This is a genomic window from Zobellia sp. B3R18 (assembly GCF_018860715.1).
GTDB classification, from domain to species: domain Bacteria; phylum Bacteroidota; class Bacteroidia; order Flavobacteriales; family Flavobacteriaceae; genus Zobellia; species Zobellia russellii.
The window spans coordinates 1,792,628-1,815,655 of sequence record NZ_JAHKQG010000011.1 but is presented as its reverse complement, the minus strand read 5'-3'; the positions used below and the strand labels follow the sequence as shown (position 1 = coordinate 1,815,655).

Genomic DNA, 23,028 nt, shown 5'->3' with positions numbered 1-23,028 from the left:
TTATCGTGCTATACTGGCTTGGTCTATTTTTTTGCTTTTTCGTTACCGTACATATAACCATACTTAGAACCGTAAGTGGCATCTGCAATCTTAACATCGTTCAACAGGAAGCTCATATTCTTTAATTTTCCTTCTGCTTTTGCTTCCAATGCAAATTCCAAAACTTTCTTTTCGGTTTGGCCGGCTCGTATAAGATAGAGTGTTAGATCGGCATATTTACTGATCAGGAACGTATCGGCAAGGATCATGGCAGGGGCAGTATCTACAATTACATAATCATAGGTACTTTTTAACTCTTCCAACATGGCTCCCATCTTATCTTTTCCTAATAACTGTATAGGATTAGGCGGTACAGGTCCGGAAGGCAACACCTTTAAGTTTTTGTTTAGGCTGGAATCTTCCAAATAACTGGACAGTTCTGTATTGGAACTTGCCAAATACGTACTTAATCCCTCCGTACTTATAGGTTTATTTTCATGTCTGTGTAGTTGCGGGTTCCTTAAATCACCTCCTACCATAACCACACTTTTCCCGGACTCCGCAAGTATCAAGGCCAGATTAATGACCGTAAAGGTTTTTCCCTCTCCCTGTGCAGAAGAGGTCACATAAATACAGGAACCTTTTCCAGATGTGCCCTTATCGGGCATCACATAATTAAGATTGGCCCGTAAAATACTAAAAGACTCGGATAGTACAGACCTTTCGTTTACTGAAACTACTGTAGAGTCTGCGGCCATTACATGAGGAATTTCGCCCACTACAGTAGTGCCTTTGGCAACATCTTTTAGTTCCTCCCTCGTATTTATTTTGTTGTTTAAAAACTTATTGGCGGTAATAATAAGGAAGGGAACGATCAGCCCTCCCAACAAGCCTATACCTAAAACCATCTTTTTGTTTGGGGAAATAGGCGCGTTTAAACTATACGCCTTATCCACTATTTTTGCCTTGGGTGCCTTTGCCGCTAGTGACAGGGAGTTTTCTTCCCGTTTTTGCAACAAGAACAGATACAGTGCTTCTTTAATATTTTGTTGTCGCTCAATACCTCTAAACTCACGTTCTTGAGAAGGCACTTCGGAAATTTGGGAACCCAAAATACCGGCCTGGCGGCTTAGGTTATCTTTTGTGATCAAAAGGTTGGAGCGTCTTCTTCGCAAACTTTCACTAATGTTTTCCTTTATTTCTTGTAACTGATTCCCCAAATTTACCACCAAAGGGTTGGTTTCAGTAGCTCCCTTTAACAAACGGTTTCGTTCCAATACCAGTTGATTGTACTCATCTACCAACTGTACCATTCCAGACTCTGCCAAACCCATATTGGCCGGTAACAAATTTAACTTACTGGAACTTACATGCTCAATCATGGCATTGGTCATTTCCAGTTCCGTTAACACCTCTTGTTGCTTGTTATTATAATCACTCACGTTTTGAATGATGATGGAAGATTCCGCTTCAATATTCGTAAGCATATTAGCGGTCTTAAACTTCTCTTTTCCCGTTTCTACGGAATCCAATTCCGAATTGATGATACTCAAGCGTTCATCAATAAAGAATGCCGTATTTCTCGCAATTAGGTTTTTATCTTCAATGGCCTCTTGGTTGTATTCAAAAATCAATTGGTCTAAGATGTCTTCTGATTTTTTCTGAACGTTACCTTCTATATTCAGTTGAATCAAGGTAGAATTTTCATCCATCAAAGCTACCTCCAATTGCCCCCTTAGAGCAGAGGCTACCTGATCTACCAAATAGAACTGTACCTCCACGTTCATATCCAAGTCCAAATCCTCCGTAGCCAAGGTATCCGATACCACGTTGGATTCTACGACAAAATCGGCAAAGCCCATTTCAATAATATCGCCCAATTTGTGCGTTGCCTTGTAATCACTCTCTGCTTGTTCTATGGTTACCGTATTTTCATCTACCTTCTGTATCTCCAACACGTTTTGTTCCGCCAGTATGGTTTTTTGCAACGCCACCTCATCCAAACGTACCAAACGCAATCTGTACGGGGCATCTGTATAGAGTTCTTTTGCCCCAAAACCTTTGGGCTCAAAATATCCAATATTCAGGTCCAACGCCTTTACCGCATTAGTCATTAAACGTTTGGACCGGATAAGGCCCAACTCATTTTCAATACTGCTGGTACCCAGCCCTCCTAACATGCCCAAGTCTACAAAACCACCTGCGTCACCACCGGGAGATTTGCTCTCTTCGTCTTCCAAGATAACCGAAGCTAGTGCTTTGTATACCGGCTGCTTAAGTTTCAAGTACCCTACAGCCAATACCAAGGCCAACAGCACGCTCAATACAAACCACTTCCAAAAACGTAGATACTCTTCTATGATTTCCCTAATCTCAAAAGGCTTTTTTTCTGAAACAAAGCTTTCTTTATCGTCATTATGACTCATATAACTTTCTTTTATAACTAAAAAACAAACTACTCATTAAACATCGCCAACATTCTATAAATCCAAACAATAATCAAATATCGATTATAAAATGCATACACGTATTAAATGATATTTATTTTGAAACACATTTTTCTAAATGTTGCACATAATTTAAAGCAACCTTTTCATCAGTCAAATTACTTGCAGTTAAAAATGCTTGATACGAAATTTCTTTTATCTCTTGTTCAGAAAGACTATTTATTTTGCTGATAATACTTTTCAACTCCTCTACGTCTCCTGCAGTGCACAAAAATCCGTTGACACCATCCTTTATTACCCCATCCATACCTTCGTTTCGAGAAGCAATTGTTATGCATCCGTTTGCCATAGCTTCTAAATACACTAGACCAAACGCCTCAGTTTCACTAATCATTACAAAGACATCTGTATTCATCAAAACACTGTTGACCTCTTCCCTAGGAACTCTACCTCTTAAAAAAACCTTATCATTAACCCCCAGTTTTGCAGAAAATTTCTCCAATGATTTCTTTAAATGACCTTCTCCCAAATAATTTAATTTCCACTCAGAATTAATATTTTCCGGTGCCGAGAGAGCATCTAAAATAGCCGCTGGATGCTTTCGTTTAATAAGCGTACCAACAAATGTATAGGTCTTATTTTTTGTAAAAGATTTTTCCCATTTTGAGGGAATAAATTCTCTAGGCACACCTGAATAACAAAAGAAATCCTTGACACCTGAAATATTATGATCAGCAATAAAAGCTTCTTTAATGGGTCTAGACCTGTACCCCACTAAATCTAGATTACTTACATATACCGGCCATTTTTCTGGATAATCACGCTTTAAAACCGGTGAATTTTCATGAACCACTAAACAAGTTGGCACTTTATACTTCTCCTTTAAATATTGCAAAAGAGCGGCTTGGGGAGTAAGCCAATGCGCTACCACAATATCTGGCATAAAATCATTATCTAAAAGGATTTTATCTATCACCTTTTGTTGAGACACATAACTATTCTCAACAAATTTTTTCTTAGGTAATAATTTCATCATGCTTCTTCGAAACACTTTGACCCCATCTACCTCATAATCAATTTCTTTTGGCTTAAAAGTCGGGAAGTTATATCCTACAATGCTCGCTAACAACTTGTTAAAGGACTTAAGAAATAAATAAACAATAGAAGGAAAAACGGTTTGATTATGAACAACCATTACGGAATGCCCCGTTCTAACCCATTCCTTCGTAAAATAATAGACAACGGGCGTTAAATCTTTTGGTAAATCGGAAGCAGGAAAATGAGAAGTTAATACAAGTATTTTCATTTTAAATTCCATATTTTAGGTAGAAACACCCGTAAATGATTCGTGAAATAATGAAAACATGCTATCACTAAACCATTATGCCTTCTTTCGTAAACAAAGAATTCTTCTGGGTTATTTCCTAAAGGCGAACGAAAAGCTTGCCAGCGTTTTTTAAATGTTTTTTCTGGGTTGCACCAGGTTGCCAAACTCTCATGGGTATCGCACTGCCCCAATATTCCTGGAGCTACTATATTTTCTATTCCTAATTTTTTCGCCCTTTTCCCGTAATCAAAATCGCCTAAAGCATGGTGAAAAACAGGGTCATTGGCCCCTACCTTTTCATATACATATTTTGGAATCAAGACAATATTCCCATTAAAATAGGCACAGGAAACTGCTTGGTCTTGAGGCATCACCAGTTGTCCATTTTGGGTTCTCCCGCCGTAGGTAATGGTTTTTGTATCCTTTAAAGAAGAGGTGCTCCCTACTATAATGGCCTTGTTTAATTTGCTTTCGGAAGTTTGTAGCAAAGTGGTTAAGGCCTGGGCATTTAAAATAGTATCATCATTTAGCCAAACATAAAAATCATATGACTTTGCTCGTGCTGCGCTCTCCCAAGCCAAAAGCATTCCCCTATTCCAAAATAAGTCTCCTTTACTAGTAATGATATGTACCATAGGGTATGATTCCGCTACGGCCTGAGCGGTACCATCCGTACAGCCGTCATCAACTAGATATACGTCTAGAACATATTCATCAGGAATGTCCTGAGCGAACAAGTTCTGTAATGCTTCAAGGGTTTTGGCTTTACGATTAAATACTGTAAGTAAAACAGCGATATTCTTCACTATATTTTTTTTTTAAGTTCCAAAGGGCTCCCTCTAAATAAGGACATCATTTTTTAACCTAGCAATAGACAGAATCAACTTCTACTATTTCCAAAAATACCTACTCTTTTTTCAAATAATTTATAACTCGGCGCGGCTCTAATAACCACCATTTGGACTTTATTATCTGCTTAATTCTATCCTCATTAAATCTATACTTAATTATTTTCGCAGGAATTCCTCCAACAATTGCAAAAGGAGGAACATCTTTAGTTACAACGGCTCCAGCCGCCACAATTGCACCCATCCCAATTTTTACTCCATCCATGATAATTGCACGAGCTCCAATCCAAACATCCGACTCAATTTTTATTGTCTTATATTCCTCAAAAATTAAGCTTTTTTCGACTAAGGAATACTTCAAAGGATTGTTTTTGTTATAGAATATGGGAGAAGTAGATAATAAGTCAATTGGATGTTGCCCTAAACCAATGTTAACATCATGAGCAATAGAACAATAATTTCCAATCTGAGCGTGCTGCACTAAGGTGTTTCTTGCTATATAGCTATAGTCACCTATTTGACTATGGTTGATGATACATCCACGAAAAATACGTGAATTTTTTCCGATTAGCGAATCTGAAGTAAATGTTGATTCCTTATCGATAGTAGCATCAGGAAATCTCTTTTTGTTCTCGATATCACGTGAATGCTTATTTAAAAAATCAATTAAACCCTTAACTGCACCAAATGGAATATATGTAATTCTTTTTATAAATCTCATAACTACCAGTAACATGAACCCTCAACCTCATTGGCGTTTTTGGGTTTATTCTTATTTGTTGGGCGCACCCAGTATTCATTCATTAACTCAGTATAAAAACCTTTAGTTAGACCCCATTGTTCTACACCATAAAATGGGTCTTCCCAACGATTACCTTTAATTCCAAATAACAATTGCAATGCGCCCCCTAAATGAATTGCATTTTTTCCTTGTCGCTTTACATGGGCCGCTAAAGGAAAACCATAAGCACCCGCGCCAATCAAACAGATATCATAATCCCGTTTATCAATTTCATCTTTCATCCATTGGAGGGCATGAAACCAATCGGTAAAACCGTTACTTTCGCCCCCTAAACTCTGAATAGCTGGTATAGTTTGCAATTCAAATTCCGGCAAGACCTCCGGATTCTCAAATAAAGTCTCTCGTTTTTGATATTGCTGCTCAATCAATTCTGCAAAAGGGTGAATGACTAATACTTTTTTTCCCTTTAAAAAACTGCTCCAAGGTTTACTGGACATATAAGGCTCTAGCAATATCAGCTTTACTTTTTTTACCCTACTTAGTTGTTCTTCAAAGTAAAATTCATCAGGAATCCAGCTTCCCAACACATTTACCTCTTGCATATCTCGTAGCATCAATTCGCAAAACTGTTGAATTTTGGCCTCTGTTGGCGGAAAAAAACCGCTCCAACGTTGCATTTGCTGCATCCGATTTTCTTCCCACCACCATGGTAGCGATTTGTTGCGTATATATTTTATCCAATTCTTATCCTCTCCCTTTATCCCCAAATAATTTATCATGACATTCATCTCTGTAGCTCCAAAACGTGCAATCATGGATGGCGTTTCTTTTTGTAACTCATCGTATATTATTCGGGAAGCAACATCAGCATCCTGTTCGCAATCCAATTGAACGATGGAATCCACGCCAAATACCTTACTATATAACTTCCTAAAAGCTTTAAGTCCAAAAATTACTTTCTTGTTCATAATGTGAAATATCAAAAAATAAAATCAAAAATTGAATATCCAAATAAGCTCTGAAGAGGCGGAAAAAACCCACCACGTCTTAACCCGTCAAAACTCATTAAAAAACGTACACCAAAAAAGAGCACAATGGCCCAAGCATAAAGGGTATTGAGTATTTTCTTATCCAACATAACATAGGGCAGCACAAAAGGCAATAGGTACATTCTGGAAATGTACAGGCGGGAAACCAAGCCTTCAGACGTACTTGCCAACATAACACACGTCACCATTAGCACCAGTAAAACATTGGTATAAAAATTAAATACTTTCTTTCTAGTCGTCCATATCATATACGAACAGATGGCTATCAATACCGCTGCGGTTACATATAATGGGCCCATATTGAACACCGTATCGTCTAGCGCACCTGTAGAATTTTTTTCCAAGCGCTTAAACCCATACGCTAAAAACCCAATGCCACTTACTAATTTCCCTATTAAAGGCAGCAACATAAACCCAACTGCCACACCTGCTATTGCATATAAGAACCGCTTTAAATTTCCGCCTTCCAGTTTATTATGAAGTGGTTTTATCAGAAAAAATATTAAATAAAGAAAACTAAAGGTGTGAATAAAACAGGCACTTAAGAACAAAAGCCATAGGTTCTTTTGTTGGGTAACCCTAACAGCAAAAACATACATTACTATACTTAGAGCAAAACATTGTCTGGTGATATTATTCAGGTTACTGATATATTCTGAGAAAAAAATAAGCAATGCCAATGAAGCCACTAGCGTAACCGGATCACTATTGGTTTTTTGCCAGAATATGAATATGGCATAGCTAGTGATTGCTATTGTCAGTACCGTAATACCATTAATAAAACTAAAATAGTCACCCGAGGTTAGGTAAAACCCTATATAATTTATAAAATTCCATACCGGTTCCTTAAACCCGAACACATAGGAAAAAAACGGCATAGTGCCTGCTTGTTCAAAAAGCCCCCAATAGGCCTCGTTATACCAATCTGACGGCTGCCCCGGTTTCCAGATACGTGTAGATTGTACCAAGCATGCATAGAGTGTTATGAGACCAAATAAAAGGGTATCCGTTAAGGTATCTTTCTTGTTATGGACCAATTTAACGAGTATAAAGGTGAGTATCCCCATAAGAGGATATACCGAAAAAATAATTACCCCAAAAAGAATAACAAACCTTAACAACCTATTGTATTTCTAGCACCCATTAATCCTTAATTACTCTCCCAAATATGGATAGCCGCGCATACGCCAACGTATCTTGGTCAAGTATATAAACAACACGCCCAACTGTTTGCGTTTTTTGTTGGCGTACCACTGAAACTCAAACGGACTGAATTTACCAAGAATATCCTTATCCAAATTTTTAAGGAGATAATCAATCATATCATATTCTCCCTTTCTAATAAAGTTCAAGATTTCATGTCTTAACTCATACCGTAAAAATACCGGATAGCTTTTGTTTTTGGACGTACTGTTTTTCCATTTCTCGTGAACATGATTATACCGATCTACAATATGCGAAATAACTTTGCTCGTGGAGGTTTGAGTAGCCTGACCGGGAACCATACCTACATATACGGTTAACGGAAACCCTACATATACCATGGGTGTTATTAGGGCCAAAGCAAAGAAACAAGCGTAATCTTCATTTCTTTTCATTCCTACAGGAAAACCACCTGACTCCAAAAACTCTGTTTTTCTTGCCACTGCCGCACTGGTATGTAAAAAGACATGAGGGTTTTCAAAAAAATCCCTAACAGCTATAGTATCCGTATATTTTTTAGCAAGTCTTGGTTCAATTTCATCATTGTTTCTTACCACACCTCCCGCACAAATCATACCCGCCTCCGGATATTGGGTAATGGCATGATTCACTTTCTCCAGATAATCAGGTTTCCATTCGTCATCCCCATCTAAAAAAGCAATATACTCAAACTTGCTTTCTTTAACTCCCTTATTTCTTGCTGCACTAACCCCTTGGTTTTCTTGCGTTATAATTCTTACTCGTGAATCCTTGGTAAACTGCCTTATAACGTCAACTCCATTATCCGTAGAGCCATCATTAACGATCACAACTTCAAAATCTACAAAACTTTGACCAATAACCGTTTCTAAAGTATTGACAATGGTATGCGCTTTATTATATAATGGAATGACTACAGAAATCATATTAATTCAAGCTAAGTCTTAAAAACTCCTGTCCTTTTGATTTTTCTCTTTCCATCAGTGCATCAACCTCGTGCCAATCTATCTCTTTATCTATGATTTCTTTTAATTTTTGCTCATCTTTCCCCATAACTATCCGCCCACTCAAACCTAGCGGATTTAATAACGATGCAATTCTTTGATTTTCATACGGAGTTATAACGATAAATGGTTTGTGCAATATTAACGAGAACACAACCGCATGAAAGGAACAACATATCATAAATTGACTGTAGTATACATATCTTAACCATTCTCTTGGAGCAACTATTGTGTTTTTAGCATTTTCTAATCGCACGCAAGTACCAGGATTCCTTAAATTTACCAAGTCCACACCTATATGTGTTGTCACGAAATTTACTGCTTGGCGCAATTTTTCATCAAATCTACTTGGCACCAAAATATATGAAGCAATGTATTTCTTTTTCCATTGTTCGTCATCAGATATGATAAATTTTAAATATTCATCTTTTGACAGCAAAAAAGTAGGGTCAGGAACATGATATATTTTTTTATGCTCGCTGAACAAAGATTGTATAAAATTTACCGCTTTGGTCTCCCTCAAACTAACTGAGTTAAACCTTTCAACCAAATCGTGAATTTCTTCATTCAAAAATTCAGGAACATCACACTGCCCCATACTGGCAGCGTATGAAATCTTCTTTATCTCTTTACCTCCAAAATCCAAGTAAAAAGCTCTGTTAATTGTATTTCGAGATGAAACATTCCAAATTTGGTCACTCCCAGCTATATATACATCACATTTTGGTGGATTGTTTTGAATTTCTTTCAAGGTGTAAAAAGTGCTCTCTCCCCTATTCAACAAATCTCCAAAATCCGCTCTTCTACGGAATTTTGCTTCATTATAAATATCCATCCACTTATTCCACATGACCAAAGGACTTTTAGCAATAAAGGAACGTATCGTCAACTTTCCTTCAGTTCTATAATCTATGAATTCAACGTGATGCCCTAAACTTTGTAAATACGTCTGTAATGCATAGGCTTGAAGCATTGCTCCATTATTTAATGCATCTTGAGTGGTCATTATTCCTATTTTCAACATAACTCGTATAATTTAATTTCTTTATAACAAACATCAATTGGCTTACCCAAACTATCCCACAAAATAAATACTAAACCATCCCCGTTTAACAAAGAATTTTTCTCTTGTACACTCAAGATTTCAGTACCATCGACAAAATATTGAAAACTTCCATGGTTAACGTGAATTTGAAAATCATAGTAACGGCCCAATTCCAAACTAATTTTAGCTGAACATATATCATTTACAAAACACCCATTGGAAACAACTTCAAAACTTAATAAGTTATTATCTTTCAAGTTAAATCGATATCTTTTTCCAATATCTTTATAATTGAAAGCGATTTGAAATTCAGAATTTTCTGTTTCCAATTTCGCCTGAAAGGATAAAACATAGGGCTTTTTCAAACTCCGGTTAAATTTTAGATATATCCAATCGTTTTTTCTATTCTCGCTAAAACATTTTATTTCATTTTTATAATATTGAACTTTATCATTTGCGCACTTATTATCAATAAAATATTTTGGATTTTTTCTTTTCATAAAATCTGGAGAAAACAAATCATTCCACATGAAGAAGCCAATGTTCTTTATGTAATTCCAAGTCTCGTCTTTATAGTTGAAAAATCCACCAGTATCTTGAACATCATATAGAATTTTAGTAGGCGTACTCGCAGTCGTTTTTTTACTACAACTAAAATTCTCTCTAATTCTTGAATCATTTTTTTTCTCGAGGAAGGGTTTTATCCTATAACCTATTGAATTTAATACTCTATTCATTTTTTTTCCTAAGTAAGTTGACTATACTATGTATTTTAGCTTTTTCTATTTCTGTAAGTCCAAAAAACCAAATACAAATAACTAAAAGTGTAATTGTAGTCGTTCCCGTGACCAATAGTCTTGTTACTCCCTCCTGTAATAACAAGACTAGTATCAATCCTGAAACTAAAGAAGGTATAACGGCTAAACTTTTAAAGACTACCTTTTCTATGTATTCCTTACGAGAAAGACCTATCAGGTGCTTAGAATAATATAAAACAACGCCAAATGTTCTAACTAATCTTTGCACAATAAAAGTTAGATAAATAAAGTAAGGCGGAAAATCATATTTGAAAAGTATAATTGAAGCCACCAATGGCATTAATAGCAATAGTGATACTGAAATTTGATATTTGGTTATATTTCCTGTTGCAGAAATAGCAGTCGGCAACGTTATGAACAACTGATCAATCAAGGATATTACTAAAATCAAGCGACAAAAGATAACCGTGTATTCCGGAACACTTTTTAACCAAAGTTTAAGAATCAGAGGGGTTTCTATAATTATTGGAATTGCAATTATGGCTAATAAAAAAAAAGAGATTTTACTCCCCACAAACAACGTTTTATGCATTGCATCGCGGTCATTCGCACCCTCACTTTTAACAATTACAGGGTTTAATGCTTTCATCATATTATTTGAAAAAACACTCACCTGTCCATTTATTTGCATTGCGACACCTTGTGCAGCATTTACTACTGTACCAAAAAACATGTTTAAAACTAGACCTTGTCCATAATAGGCAAGCATTGATACGGTTGTTCCCAAAAAACTCCAACCCGCAAAAGAAGTCATTTCTTTCATCAAACTCTTTTCAAAGTACTTTCTAGGCGCTATAACGCATTCTACATATTTTCTATGGCAGTACACTTGCATTATGGTACGACTAATAAAAGGGATTACCGCCATAAGAATACCGTACAGCACCAACTTATCTCCTACATAGTATACAATAATGAGCGCTACGGTTAATTTCAGCAACGATTCCAGGATGCCCACAATGGAGTAATACAACATGTTTTCATGTGCATTTAAGACCGCTTCATAAGGCACACTCATTACCGTAAAGGCCGTACTTAAAATTAAGGAACCATAAATGACCTTAGCAGCGAACACCCGATCAGGAGGAATGTTTAAAATGCCATTAAAAAAGAAGTAGCCCGCCACCAAAAGTATGAACACCAAGCCTATGGCAATCCCAAAATGCAGTACGGAACTAACATTAAAAATGTATTTCTGCTTTTCTTTATCGCCCTTACCCTCGTAAAAGGACATAAACCGTTGGGTAGCGCTAGACATGGCCGCATGTAAAAAGCCCAGCATGGCAATGGCACCTCCTACTAAGTTAAAAATACCAAAATCCGAAGCTCCTAAAGCGTTTAACACCAAACGGGTGGTATAGAGGGAGATAAACATGGTTATCGCCATCTTGGCATATAAAAATCCGGTATTTTTTATAACCCTATGGGCTGTAGACATATATTATGGTTGTTCCGTGTATCTTTTTTATCCCTAAATAAGATGGGAACTATTTTATATTAATTCTGTAAACACCTCCAGACCTAAACAAGGTGTCCTTATTTTTTATCGGTACGCGCTACCAAATGATAGGCAAAGACCCCACCATAATAGAAATAGCGTTTCCACATTCGTTTGGGTTCCTTTACAAAACGACCCAACCACTCCAAACCTAAGTTTTGCCAAACTTTGCCCGGCCGTTGTACCGTACCTGCATAAAAATCAAAGACGGCCCCAATGGAACAAACCACTCCTTTGTCTATGAGCGCCCCGTTCTGGTTCACCCATTTTTCCTGTTTGGGAGCGGTCATACCCACAAACACCACATCTGGTGAAAATTGGTTTATGGCATTTAGAATTTGGGCATTGTCCTCTGCGGTAAACTCCGGTTTATAGGGCGGCGAATAGGTTCCTACCGTTACCTTAGGATATTCTTCTGCAGCGCGCTTTTTAATCTTTTCCAAAACTGCTTCTGACGAACCCATATAAAAGCAGCGCCCTCCCGTTTGCTGCAAATGTTGCAACAGGAACTCATGAATATCCGCTCCCGCAATTTTCTGGATCCGTTCTTTTTTTAACCATTTGGTGGCCCATACGATACCTACCCCATCCGGCAGTAAGATATCAGAATCTTTTAAAGCTTTTTTAAAAGCCGCATCTTCATGGGCTATACAATACGAATATTGATTTATGGTGTTGACCATTAACTTAGGGGCAGACCAATCTACCGTTTCTAACTTTCCATTAAAAACAGGATACCCCAATACTTCTAAATTTCCTATCCCCATACGCTTTGGATTAATTGAACGTTCAACATGGTTACTTCTGCTTCTTTACATCTGCCGTTCCTTACTATACCGGGGGTTTTGAAAAGATTTGCAAACTTCTTTATGACCTACAAACCTTAGCATTAAAAACGGCTCCGCCGTTGCCTGTCACATTGGACACACACATAGCGCTTTACTTTTTTTACTTTTATGACCGCTAATCAATTGGGGTTCTATGACATCAATCCCACACTAACAGCGGCCTATCTTTACTCGATAATCGAGATTTAAAATGCTCCGACACTTGCGTCGAAATCAAAGTTGAATTTCCTTTTAATGCCTCATGGGCTCGCCCTGAGGTCGTTTACCTTTACACTACCTCTTTTAATCTGGCATTGACCACAATACCCATATCTTCCAACACCAAGGAAACCCTGGTTTTACCAATGTGGCGCACAACCGCTATCTGATCTTTTAAAAGACCTCTGCGAATTGTGGTACGATCGCCCGGTTGCAACTGGGAATACATTAACTCTTCTACAGCGTCATTGCTTACCCAATCCTTAAGCACCTCTATTTCTTCATTACGCACAATGGCCGGTTTGCCCAACCAAAACAAATAGCGCTCCACCCCATGTACCGAAAAGGCCATAGACCGATTTTTCTCGGTACTTTTAATAAACACGTACGATTTAATTAAGGGAGTCTCTACTGTTTTCTTGCGATCGCTCCAAAAGCGGACCTCCTTTACAATGGGGCAGTAGACCTGTATATCCATTTTTGTAAGACCCTCGGTTACCTTCTTTTCGTAACCTTGCCTAACTTTCAATACATACCATTGTTCCATATCAATACTTTTTTTCAATACTTGGCAAAAACATTGTTAGGGGGCTGCATAAGTACACAAAATATGTGGGAAAAACCACTTTTCAATATTAAAAAAAGGTATCTAACCGTTTGCCGTTCAATGCGTTTTAAGCTGTGGTTTTTTCATCGAAAAAACAGTTATGTTAATCGATAAAATACACCTCTTACTTGGCCAACCATTACAAAAAACAGGCACGAAACGGGTTAAAATATCCCTACACATAGCACCACTTATTCCAAAAAAACAAAACCGTAAATCGGTCAAATTCAGCAGCAAATCTAACACAAAAAAAGTCCTTAAAAGGGTATGCTACCTACTAAAACCAGAACCGGATTTTTTACGTTACAATTATGTTAAAATTGATTCCTATTTATTAAGAAATCACCAAAAAACCAGACACATAACTTCGTTTTTTTACCTGTATCGAAGTATTATTGCCTTATTTTTAATTAACATTTCGTTAACATTTTGGCCTGTTGAAAACAGACTCTTTTACTTAGCCTAAATTCCTACAATCCCATGACAGCCCATACCCACCACGCTTTTAAAGGCTTCCCACCTCCTCCAACCCTAACTCATTGATTGTAACCTTATAAAAACTGAAACGTAATCTCTAAAATCATAGTTTAAAGAAAACAAACCTCCAGAATCCGCTATAAGTAAGCTCACCCTGTTTACCGAAATACGCTATTAGATTTTAAGCCAACCAAACCCACCTTGCAGACTTTTTAGAAGAAAAAAGGCTTCCAATTTCTTGGAAGCCTTTTATATGCCTATTATTTATGTTAACCGCAGCGGTATAGATTGCAAACGTTTTCCCGTGAGCCTGCGTACGGCATTGGCGATTGCCGCACCTATGGGGCCCATTGGAGGTTCGCCCACCGCACCGGGTTTGTCCGTACCCTGAAGCAACACTACATCTATTTCTTTTGGAGCGTGTTTCATTAACGCCATTTCATACGGGCCATAGATGGTTGGGGTCAACGAACCATCTACCACTTTCATCTGTTCAAAAAGAACGGCACTCATCCCCATAATCACACAGCCTTCGCACTGCGCTTTTATCTGATCCGGATTTACGGCCAGACCGGGGTCCAATACTACCGTTACTTTGTGCACTTTAATACGATTATCCGTTACCGAAACCTCAACTACATGCGCACAGGGCGTACCCGCATCTACGGATGATGCAATACCCATGGCCCTATTATTTTTAACTTCTTCGGTATATCCTGATTTTTCGCCTGCGGTACGTATGACTTCCTTTAAACGTTTTCCGGCAGCATCGTCCTGAATATGTGCCAAGCGGAACTCTACGGCATTCGATTTAGCCTTAATTGCCATTTCGTCCATAAAGCTTTCAATGGCAAAAGTATTGGCCAACAACCCTAAACTGCGCCACCAACTTGTGGCAAAAGGCAAAGTTACATGCCAATATACCGAACGATGATTGGGCACTCCCGAATACTGTATAAACCCACCTCTAATCGCCCCAATATCCGCACCAATAACGGTAGGAACCATATTGGGTATCAATGCCGAATTATTGCCTACATCGCCACTCACAAAATGATGCTCCAAGCCGGTAAGCTTACCAGCATCATTTAAACGGCCCTTTAAAATATGATGGGTGGGCGGGCGAAACATATCATGCTGAAATTCTTCTTCCCGACTAAAAATATATTTTACGGGTTTGCCTACCGCTTTGGACATGACTGCCGCCTGTACCGCATGCGGCGTATGCAACCGTCTGCCAAAACCACCTCCCAAATACGTGGGGATTACATTTACCTGCTCCTCGTCCCAGCCCAAACGGCTGGACACTTCCTTACGGGTAATACCAATTACCTGGGTAGAGATCATAATGGTGGCTTTCTCCCCTTCCACCAGAGCCACTACCCCATTGGGTTCTATCTGGGCGTGCGCACCAATGGGGCTCCTAAATTCCATCTGCTCTACCGCATCGCCTTCAAGGGCTTCCCCTTCTTTCTGAATTATGGAAGATTTTCCGTTGCCTACGGTCATCATGGCCACAATGGCCTCCTGTTGTAAGTCTTCCGGGGCTTCCCAAACTACCGCAATGGCCTTCTTGGCATTTTCCGCTTGGATATAAGTTTCGGCTACGACACCCACAAAATCGTCCTCACTTACAATTTTTATAACGCCAGGCATTTTTTCGGCCTTATCCGTTGTAGCACTTACAAACTTGGCTCCAATTTTTGAAGGTCGTACCACAGCCCCGTATACCATATTGGGCATTATGGCATCTATCCCGAACATGGGCGCCCCATATACTTTATCCGCCAAATCTACTCTAGCCACGGGTTTCCCCACGAACTTATACGAACTTATATCCTTTAAAATGGGTGCATCCGGAACCGTCCAATCCGTTACACCTTCCGATATTTCCGTAAAGGACAGGCTTTTTCCGTTTTCTGAAACAACACCCTCCTTTACGGAAAGTTCAGAGACGGGAACGCCTAATTGCTTTGCTGCTTCTAACTTGATCATCTCGCGAAAGGTAGCTGCCAATTCCCGCAGCGGTTGCCACAGGCCGGAAATAGAGGTACTCCCTCCCGTGCTCACGCTATCTATATTACCCGTGGCCGTAGAGGCATGCACCACTTTGATATTTTCCATAGGTATTTCCAATTCATCCGCTGCCATTTGTGCCATACCGGTAAAGGTACCTTGGCCCATTTCTACTTTAGGCGAGTGTAGGGTGATGATATTATCCTTACCCAGTTCAAACCAGAGCATAGGGTTGTCCGTACTTCCCATATAGTCCAGGTCCATTTCATTTACCTTTTCCAACACGGCCCTTCTAATGGGATTCCGCAATATATAGGTCCCTACGGCTAGCACGCCCAAGGTTCCAAAGCCCCCACGGACCAAGAATTTTCGTCTGGATATTTTCTTTTTTGAAGAATCGTTAGCTGCCATTACTTTGCGTTAGTGGGTTCGTTCATTGGGATGATCTCTTGTTGTTTCTCCGCCGCCCTATGAATGGCTTTTCGCATTCTATAGTAGGTTCCACACCTACACACGTTGATAATGTTATCATCAATTTCCTCGTCCGTTGGATTGGAGATTTTGTTCAACAAAGCCGCCGTAGCCATCATAAACCCAGGTTGGCAATACCCGCACTGGGGCACCACTTCTTCTATCCAGGCCGTTTGTACGGGATGTGGATTTTCCGCATCTCCCAAACCTTCTATGGTAGTGATTTGTTTTCCCTCCGCAAATTTTACGGGATAGGAACAGGAACGTACAGCTTCTCCGTCTACATGTAGGGTACAGGCTCCACAAGCTGCCTTTCCGCAACCGAACTTAGTACCTTTTAAACCCAGCATATCGCGAATTACCCAAAGTAGGGGCGTAAGCTCATCAGCAAGCTCAACGCTACGCGATTCGCCATTGACAATCATTGAAATTTTCATGGTCAGTCTATTTTTTATTGGGATGGAATGGTATGGCCGTTTGAAAACCACTCTTCTACCGCACTGATAAATTCTTCTTTTGATACCGGTGGAAGTTCACGCGGCTCTCCTTTTACATTCGTGCCCGGCTCCCAGGCCCAAAGTACCAAATCATCTTCCGTTAAATGTTTTCTGATTTCCTCCGGGGAACGACCACCGTTACGCTCTGTATCCATCATGGATTTTGCGATTTCAAACCGATTTAAACCTTGCCACCGCATGGAGTGTGGTGCCAAAGACCAATGCGGTGCTCCCGGAGCGCCAGAATACGGATTGTTTTCAGATTGATGACAGGTAGCACATTTGGTAGCTTTAAAACCTTTATCATTTTCTCCCCTGGCCATATCAAAATGATGGGGGTGACTATCCTCTCCCTGTTTGGGAATATTATCGCTTGGGTGACAATTCAAACACCGTGGGTGTGTTAACACATCCATCATCTTATGAAAAGCCACGTCCGATACCGATTTGTTTTCATCTTTACCAACCGGTACAGGTTCATAATTGGTTTCCGCAGGTGTATACATCGAAGCCAACACCAAGCCCACCATCAATAAAAAGAGAAGGAATACGTATTTTTTTAAATTCATAGCTGAAGTAGGCCTAATTGCCTATAGCTATAAAGTTACTCATTAATTGTAGAAATCCTGAAGTCCTGTGCTATTGCGTTAGCATATCTACCAAAAAGACTACTTTGTTACCGTTACAGAGTCCGTTGCCACGAAAAAAGCTTCAATTTCCGGGGCAATGCCATAGTTTACTTGCAGCCCCTTATTTGTATCCTGTAACTCCTGAATCGCATTTTTAGAGATTCCGGTTTTATAGACATACAGGTTTTTTAGGTCTGTCATATTCTTAAAAACAACCAAGCTCTTATCCGTAATGTCGGTTTCGTACACTTTTAAAAGTTTGAGTTTTTTTAAGTTCGATAGTTTTTCCATCTCGGTATCGGAAACGGGCGTTTTATCGATTTCCAGCCATTCCAAATTCTGACATTTAGCTACCACCTCAATTTCTTGGGCACCCAGCGGAAGTCCGCTTAGGTCTAATTCCACAATATTGTTCGCGATGCGCTGCAACGCCAAGATAGGTTTTACATCATACTCCGGTGGCAAATACATATCTATGCTAAGTGCATTGGAATTGCTCGCCACGCGTTCTATAGTAAGATAATCGGAGGCAAGGTTCTGTAACGTACTATCGGCCACAAAAGGCAGTTCCGCCCATTTGGACATAGGGTCCGGTTCCATCAACCCCTTAACGAGGATGGCCAAAGGTTCACTTTTAGGCAACTGATCCAAACGCAAGGTATCCGAAGCCCCCAACGCTACCCAACGTTCCAAAATTTCAATTTCACTTGGTGTTAAGGGCGTTTTTCCTTCCGGTGGCATGTGTTCCTCATTTTCCACGGGCAAATGCAATCTACTGATCAATTCACTTTTAAGCGGGTCTCCCGGAACTAGCGTATTCCCGCTTTCACCGCCTTTCAACAATTCAGAAAAATTGGTCAAGAGCAACTCTCCCTTTTTCTTATTGGAGTTATGACAGGACACACATTTATCGTCTAAAATTGTGGCTACCACATCTGCATAAATTATTGGGTTCTCCGGAAGTTCCTTTTCTTTTTTTGAAGTTGGCAAGGCCAAAAATTCTTCGCCATGCGTAACCATTCCTCCATAATGACCGGTAAGTGCCACCAGAACCACCACAACCACTTGAAGGCCTTTTACATAGATTTTACTGTCCAGACCTTTATTGGCCAAAGCGTACCAGAGGGCTGCAATAAGGGCCACGGCCCCACCCATCCATTGGTGCCACAAGAGCAAATCTCCCTTTACCGGGGTTTCCTTACCCAAGAAAAAACCTAATATAGCGGTTACCAAAGCTGATAATACCCCAATTACCAAAAGTTCATGCGGCACCTTTTTTCCGGTCAAACCCAGAAAAACGGCAATTAGCAAAAGTACGATCGGAAAGTGAAGCACCAAGGGATGCCAACGCCCCAACCATGCCACCAAATTAGGCAATACGATACTGGAATCGAAAACCAAACAAAAAATAAGAAATACGGATAGGCCTAAAACACTATATTCTACCCAACGGCTTTTTAAAAAATTGGTCATTGATTATGCTAAAAGGTCATTGATTACATTTCCGGCTACATCGGTCAGTCTAAATCGGCGTCCTTGATATTTATAGGTCAATTGCTCATGATCTATTCCCATGGCATGCATTAAAGTGGCATGAAAATCGTTTACATGTACCGGGTTTTCAATAACATTGTATCCAAACTCATCGGTCTTACCATAATTGAGACCGGGTTTAATTCCTCCTCCGGCCATCCAAATGCTAAATGCCCTTGGGTGGTGATCCCTACCAAAGTTTTCCGGATTAAAATTACCCTGACAATAATTGGTCCTACCAAATTCACCGCCCCAAACTACCAAGGTATCCTCTAACATACCACGTTGTTTTAAATCCTGAACGAGTGCCGCCGATGCTTGATCAACGTCTTTTGCTTGGCCCGCCATAGCATTGGGCAGATTGCCGTGTTGGTCCCAACCTTGATGGTACAGTTGGATGAAGCGCACACCATTTTCCGCCAACCTACGTGCCTGCAACGCATTTGCCGCATAGGTTCCGGGCACCTGACAGTCTTCACCGTACAGTTTAACAATAGACTCCGGTTCTTTTGAAATATCCATAACATCCGGCACAGACATTTGCATACGGTACGCCATTTCATATTGGGCGATACGGGATTCTATTTCATCATCACCCGTTTCTACATGGTGCATTTTGTTCAACTGGGAAACCTCGTTCAACAAATGCCGTTTGTCCGATCTTGAAAGTCCGTCCGGGTCGTTCAGATACAGTACAGGGTCCTTTCCCGATCGCAACAGCACACCTTGATGCTTGGAATCCAAAAAGCCACTGGACCATAGTTTGGAGTACAACCCTTGACTATTTCCTTTTCCACGTGAAGTAAGCACTACAAAAGAAGGCAGGTTCTTGTTCTCACTGCCCAGCCCATAACTCATCCACGAACCCATACTGGGGCGCCCAGAAATCTGACTTCCCGTTTGAAAGAAGGTAATGGCCGGATCATGGTTAATGGCCTCCGTATGCATACTGCGCACCACGGTAATATCATCGGCAATTTTAGCAATATGCGGGAAATAATCACTGATCCATGTTCCACTTTGTCCATATTGCTTAAAATTGGTAGCCGCAGGCATCAACGGAAATTTATCTTGCCCCGAGGTCATTCCTGTTAACCGTTGTCCGTTTCGAATGGAATCCGGTAAATCCTCGCCCATACGTTTTCGCAACGTAGGTTTATAATCAAAACTTTCAAACTGAGAAGGTGCGCCCGCTTGAAAAAGATATATGACCCTCTTGGCCTTTGGAGCAAAATGCGGAATGCCCAATGGTTGGGTTACAGGTGGTGCCCCACCTCCTTTCAACAAATCGGGAATTAACAATGACCCTAGTGCCAACGAACCAATACCCACACTCAATTGTGAAAAAAAATGCCGTCTGTTTACTTTTAACGGATCCTCCTTTTTGTTTTTGTCTTCTTTCATGGCCTATTCTTTTGTAATGGTTTCGTCTAAATTGTAAATAACCTGTGCCGTAAGCATCAACGCCGCTGTTTTTACGGGACTGACCTGCAACTGCTCAAAATCGCCAACGGCAACTAATTTTTCGGCGCTTTCCACATCATCTTTATATTGCTCCAAAGCATTATGATAATAATTGTTCAATGTTAAGAGTTCTTCTTTTCGCGGGCTACGTACCAATATGCGTTTGAAAAGAGTAGCTACCAAATTGGGATTGTCCGGATCGGCTTCTATACTTCTTTGTGCCAACACCCTTGCCGCTTCCAACACCTGTACATCATTCTGGAGCACCAATGCCTGTAGGGGCGTATTTGTCTTTTGCCTACGTACTTCCGAAAAATCTCTTGTGGGTGCATCAAAGATGGTCATATTGGGTGGTGGTAACGTACGTTTCCAAAACGTGTACAACGAACGTCTATACAAATCCGCTCCTTGATCGGGAACATATTTTGTGAGGATACCACGGTTACCCCCGGCATTGGTTTCTTCCCATAGACCTGCAGGTTGATAGGGCTTTACGCTAGGGCCTCCCAACTCGCGATTAAGGAGTCCGCTTGTAGCAAGAATATAATCCCTGATCATTTCACCACTCATTCTAAAGCGCGGTGCACGGGCCAACAGTTTATTTTCCGGGTCCGCCTTTTTTAGCTCCGGGCGCATTTCCGATTTTTGCTGATATGTGGCCGAAAGCATTATTTTCTTCAGGAGGTATTTGATATCCCAGTTGTGCTCCATAAAATCTACCGCTAACCAGTCCAGTAATTGAGGGTGCGTAGGCAGGCTGCCCTGAACTCCAAAATCCTCGGAAGTCTCTACCAGCCCCTTACCGAACAACATGGCCCAAATACGATTTACATATACTCTTGCCGTGAGCGGATTGTTCTTGTCTACCAACCACTGCGCCAGCCCTAAACGGTTCTTGGGCAAGTCCTCCGAAAAGGCAAAAATGGCCTCAGGTGTTTTTGGCAATACCGAATCCGTAGGTTGATCATACTGACCTCTATCTAATATATAGGTAGTTCTAGGCGCCGAATCGTTCATGACCATTACATTAATAGTTGGCAGACTATCCATATGGATAAAAGACAATACGCCTTCCGTTTCCTCTTTAGAAATGGTCAGATAGGGAGCGTCTGCAAAATACCTTTGCTTTGCCGCAGGTGGCGCGGTCATTTGAAGTCCCTTTTCATTGACTTGATTGAAAAAAGCGAACATCTCAAAATAATTGGCCTGTGAAATGGCATCATATTTATGGTCATGACATTGTGCGCATTCTAGCGTAATACCCAAAACTCCTTTGCCAAGGGTGTTGGTACGATCCAGAACATAGTTAGTCCTATACTCTTCCTGAACAATGCCCCCTTCCTGTGTAATGGGGTGGTTACGGTTAAAGCCGGTTGCAAGAATTTGTTCTTTTGTAGCATTGGGCAACAGGTCACCCGCTAACTGCCAAGTTAGAAATTGGTCATACGGCAAGTTTTTATTGAACGCATGAATCACCCAATCGCGCCAGGGCCACATGGTGCGGTAACTATCATCTTGATACCCGTGGGAATCTGCATAACGGGCCACATCTAACCAAGACTGCGTCATACGTTCGCCATAGGCCGGAGAACTCAAAAATGTATCTATAATTTGCTCCACATCGTCATTGGTGGTAAGTTCTTCCAACTGTTCCAATTGAGGTGGGAGGCCGGTTAAATCCAAACTTATCCTGCGTATTAGAGTTTCTTTGGCCGCCTTTTCCGAAGGGCTCAATCCCTTTTCCTCCAGCTTCTCCAAAATAAAACCATCAATTTCATTTTGCGCCCACTGTGTATTTTCCGTTTGCGGGGCAGTCGTCTTTTTGGGTGAAATATAGGCCCAATGTTTTTCGAATTTAGCCCCTTGTTGAATCCATTTTTTTATGAGCTTTTTTTCATAGGAATTCAAGTCCAATTTTGAATCTGCCGGTGGCATGATAACATCTTTATCTTCAGAAATAATTGCCTGATAGGCGACACTTTTTCTTAGGTTTTTAGAGACCAAAGCATAATTACCTGGATTTTCGGGAAGTTCGGAAAATGCCCCTTCTTCCAAATCCAAACGCAGACCTGCCTTTCTTTTATTGGCATCCGGACCATGACAGGTATAGCAATTATCGGAAAGGATAGGTTTGATATGAAAATTGTAATCTACCGTTTCCGGCAATTTCATATCGGCATATTCATCGTTAGCAGAATCGAATATTCCCTTCTTATACAAAAAAAGAAAACCGATCAAACTGGCCAAAACTACCGCAACTATTATCTTATACTTCATTTTTTGGAATGGTACATTACACACTTAATGTTATTCCATAAAACTAGTAGTTAAAAGGTGTAGCTACAATTC

General features: G+C 40.2%; 18 protein-coding genes. All 18 read right to left on the bottom strand.

All coding sequences use genetic code 11. The features are described from left to right. Window positions 1-23: 23 nt before the first annotated feature. Window positions 24-2,405, bottom strand: a complete 2,382-nt coding sequence (locus KO513_RS14050) for a GumC family protein (RefSeq protein ID WP_215913879.1) — start codon at window positions 2,403-2,405, stop codon at window positions 24-26. Between the two features lie 115 nt (window positions 2,406-2,520). After that, complete coding sequence (locus tag KO513_RS14045) at window positions 2,521-3,744, bottom strand: glycosyltransferase (RefSeq protein WP_215913878.1); 1,224 nt, start codon at window positions 3,742-3,744, stop codon at window positions 2,521-2,523. Next, window positions 3,729-4,559, bottom strand: a complete 831-nt coding sequence (locus KO513_RS14040) for a glycosyltransferase family 2 protein (RefSeq protein WP_215913877.1) — start codon at window positions 4,557-4,559, stop codon at window positions 3,729-3,731. Before KO513_RS14040 ends, KO513_RS14045 begins: the two co-directional genes overlap by 16 nt. Window positions 4,560-4,659: 100 nt before the next feature. Continuing rightward, window positions 4,660-5,322, bottom strand: coding sequence for a CatB-related O-acetyltransferase (locus tag KO513_RS14035; RefSeq protein WP_215913876.1), 663 nt, complete (start codon window positions 5,320-5,322; stop codon window positions 4,660-4,662). Between the two features lie 2 nt (window positions 5,323-5,324). Beyond that, complete coding sequence (locus KO513_RS14030) at window positions 5,325-6,311, bottom strand: hypothetical protein (protein WP_215913875.1); 987 nt, start codon at window positions 6,309-6,311, stop codon at window positions 5,325-5,327. A gap of 11 nt (window positions 6,312-6,322) precedes the next feature. Then, the gene (locus tag KO513_RS14025; RefSeq protein ID WP_215913874.1) at window positions 6,323-7,459 is read right to left on the bottom strand and encodes an EpsG family protein; all 1,137 of its coding nucleotides are present in this window, start codon (window positions 7,457-7,459) and stop codon (window positions 6,323-6,325) included. Window positions 7,460-7,546: 87 nt separating this feature from the next. Continuing rightward, on the bottom strand, window positions 7,547-8,500 hold the full coding sequence (locus KO513_RS14020; RefSeq protein WP_215913873.1) for a glycosyltransferase family 2 protein: 954 nt from the start codon (window positions 8,498-8,500) through the stop codon (window positions 7,547-7,549). A 1-nt stretch (window position 8,501) separates the two neighbouring features. Continuing rightward, complete coding sequence (locus KO513_RS14015; RefSeq protein WP_215913872.1) at window positions 8,502-9,602, bottom strand: polysaccharide pyruvyl transferase family protein; 1,101 nt, start codon at window positions 9,600-9,602, stop codon at window positions 8,502-8,504. Beyond that, window positions 9,596-10,360, bottom strand: coding sequence for a hypothetical protein (locus KO513_RS14010; RefSeq protein WP_215913871.1), 765 nt, complete (start codon window positions 10,358-10,360; stop codon window positions 9,596-9,598). Before KO513_RS14010 ends, KO513_RS14015 begins: the two co-directional genes overlap by 7 nt. Beyond that, complete coding sequence (locus KO513_RS14005) at window positions 10,353-11,879, bottom strand: hypothetical protein (protein ID WP_215913870.1); 1,527 nt, start codon at window positions 11,877-11,879, stop codon at window positions 10,353-10,355. The genes KO513_RS14010 and KO513_RS14005 overlap by 8 nt, the downstream gene beginning before the upstream one ends. A gap of 98 nt (window positions 11,880-11,977) precedes the next feature. Next, a complete protein-coding gene (locus tag KO513_RS14000) occupies window positions 11,978-12,706 on the bottom strand; it encodes a WecB/TagA/CpsF family glycosyltransferase (protein WP_215913869.1) in 729 nt (242 codons plus the stop codon). Window positions 12,707-13,055: 349 nt separating this feature from the next. Then, the gene (locus tag KO513_RS13995; protein WP_215913868.1) at window positions 13,056-13,532 is read right to left on the bottom strand and encodes a UpxY family transcription antiterminator; all 477 of its coding nucleotides are present in this window, start codon (window positions 13,530-13,532) and stop codon (window positions 13,056-13,058) included. Between the two features lie 801 nt (window positions 13,533-14,333). After that, on the bottom strand, window positions 14,334-16,496 hold the full coding sequence (locus KO513_RS13990; RefSeq protein ID WP_215913867.1) for a xanthine dehydrogenase family protein molybdopterin-binding subunit: 2,163 nt from the start codon (window positions 16,494-16,496) through the stop codon (window positions 14,334-14,336). Then, complete coding sequence (locus KO513_RS13985) at window positions 16,496-16,993, bottom strand: (2Fe-2S)-binding protein (RefSeq protein WP_215913866.1); 498 nt, start codon at window positions 16,991-16,993, stop codon at window positions 16,496-16,498. The genes KO513_RS13990 and KO513_RS13985 overlap by 1 nt, the downstream gene beginning before the upstream one ends. A gap of 14 nt (window positions 16,994-17,007) precedes the next feature. Next, entirely contained in the window at window positions 17,008-17,622 is a 615-nt protein-coding gene (locus KO513_RS13980) for a hypothetical protein (protein WP_215913865.1), read from the bottom strand. Window positions 17,623-17,721: 99 nt separating this feature from the next. Next, on the bottom strand, window positions 17,722-19,155 hold the full coding sequence (locus tag KO513_RS13975; protein ID WP_215913864.1) for a c-type cytochrome domain-containing protein: 1,434 nt from the start codon (window positions 19,153-19,155) through the stop codon (window positions 17,722-17,724). A 3-nt stretch (window positions 19,156-19,158) separates the two neighbouring features. Beyond that, window positions 19,159-20,619: a DUF1501 domain-containing protein gene (locus KO513_RS13970; RefSeq protein WP_215437978.1), complete on the bottom strand. Its 1,461-nt coding sequence runs from the start codon at window positions 20,617-20,619 to the stop codon at window positions 19,159-19,161. Between the two features lie 3 nt (window positions 20,620-20,622). Beyond that, complete coding sequence (locus KO513_RS13965) at window positions 20,623-22,956, bottom strand: PSD1 and planctomycete cytochrome C domain-containing protein (RefSeq protein WP_215913863.1); 2,334 nt, start codon at window positions 22,954-22,956, stop codon at window positions 20,623-20,625. Window positions 22,957-23,028: the final 72 nt, after the last annotated feature.

What these genes read in the sequence shown, in the direction of transcription:
- KO513_RS14050 (WP_215913879.1), bottom strand. Translation starts at nt 2,405, where the DNA reads ATGAGTCATAATGACGATAAAGAAAGCTTTGTTTCAGAAAAAAAGCCT.
- KO513_RS14045 (WP_215913878.1), bottom strand. Translation starts at nt 3,744, where the DNA reads ATGGAATTTAAAATGAAAATACTTGTATTAACTTCTCATTTTCCTGCT.
- KO513_RS14035 (WP_215913876.1), bottom strand. Translation starts at nt 5,322, where the DNA reads ATGAGATTTATAAAAAGAATTACATATATTCCATTTGGTGCAGTTAAG.
- KO513_RS14030 (WP_215913875.1), bottom strand. Translation starts at nt 6,311, where the DNA reads ATGAACAAGAAAGTAATTTTTGGACTTAAAGCTTTTAGGAAGTTATAT.
- KO513_RS14025 (WP_215913874.1), bottom strand. Translation starts at nt 7,459, where the DNA reads ATGGGGATACTCACCTTTATACTCGTTAAATTGGTCCATAACAAGAAA.
- KO513_RS14020 (WP_215913873.1), bottom strand. Translation starts at nt 8,500, where the DNA reads ATGATTTCTGTAGTCATTCCATTATATAATAAAGCGCATACCATTGTC.
- KO513_RS14015 (WP_215913872.1), bottom strand. Translation starts at nt 9,602, where the DNA reads ATGTTGAAAATAGGAATAATGACCACTCAAGATGCATTAAATAATGGA.
- KO513_RS14010 (WP_215913871.1), bottom strand. Translation starts at nt 10,360, where the DNA reads ATGAATAGAGTATTAAATTCAATAGGTTATAGGATAAAACCCTTCCTC.
- KO513_RS14005 (WP_215913870.1), bottom strand. Translation starts at nt 11,879, where the DNA reads ATGTCTACAGCCCATAGGGTTATAAAAAATACCGGATTTTTATATGCC.
- KO513_RS14000 (WP_215913869.1), bottom strand. Translation starts at nt 12,706, where the DNA reads ATGGGGATAGGAAATTTAGAAGTATTGGGGTATCCTGTTTTTAATGGA.
- KO513_RS13995 (WP_215913868.1), bottom strand. Translation starts at nt 13,532, where the DNA reads ATGGAACAATGGTATGTATTGAAAGTTAGGCAAGGTTACGAAAAGAAG.
- KO513_RS13990 (WP_215913867.1), bottom strand. Translation starts at nt 16,496, where the DNA reads ATGGCAGCTAACGATTCTTCAAAAAAGAAAATATCCAGACGAAAATTC.
- KO513_RS13985 (WP_215913866.1), bottom strand. Translation starts at nt 16,993, where the DNA reads ATGAAAATTTCAATGATTGTCAATGGCGAATCGCGTAGCGTTGAGCTT.
- KO513_RS13980 (WP_215913865.1), bottom strand. Translation starts at nt 17,622, where the DNA reads ATGAATTTAAAAAAATACGTATTCCTTCTCTTTTTATTGATGGTGGGC.
- KO513_RS13975 (WP_215913864.1), bottom strand. Translation starts at nt 19,155, where the DNA reads ATGACCAATTTTTTAAAAAGCCGTTGGGTAGAATATAGTGTTTTAGGC.
- KO513_RS13970 (WP_215437978.1), bottom strand. Translation starts at nt 20,619, where the DNA reads ATGAAAGAAGACAAAAACAAAAAGGAGGATCCGTTAAAAGTAAACAGA.
- KO513_RS13965 (WP_215913863.1), bottom strand. Translation starts at nt 22,956, where the DNA reads ATGAAGTATAAGATAATAGTTGCGGTAGTTTTGGCCAGTTTGATCGGT.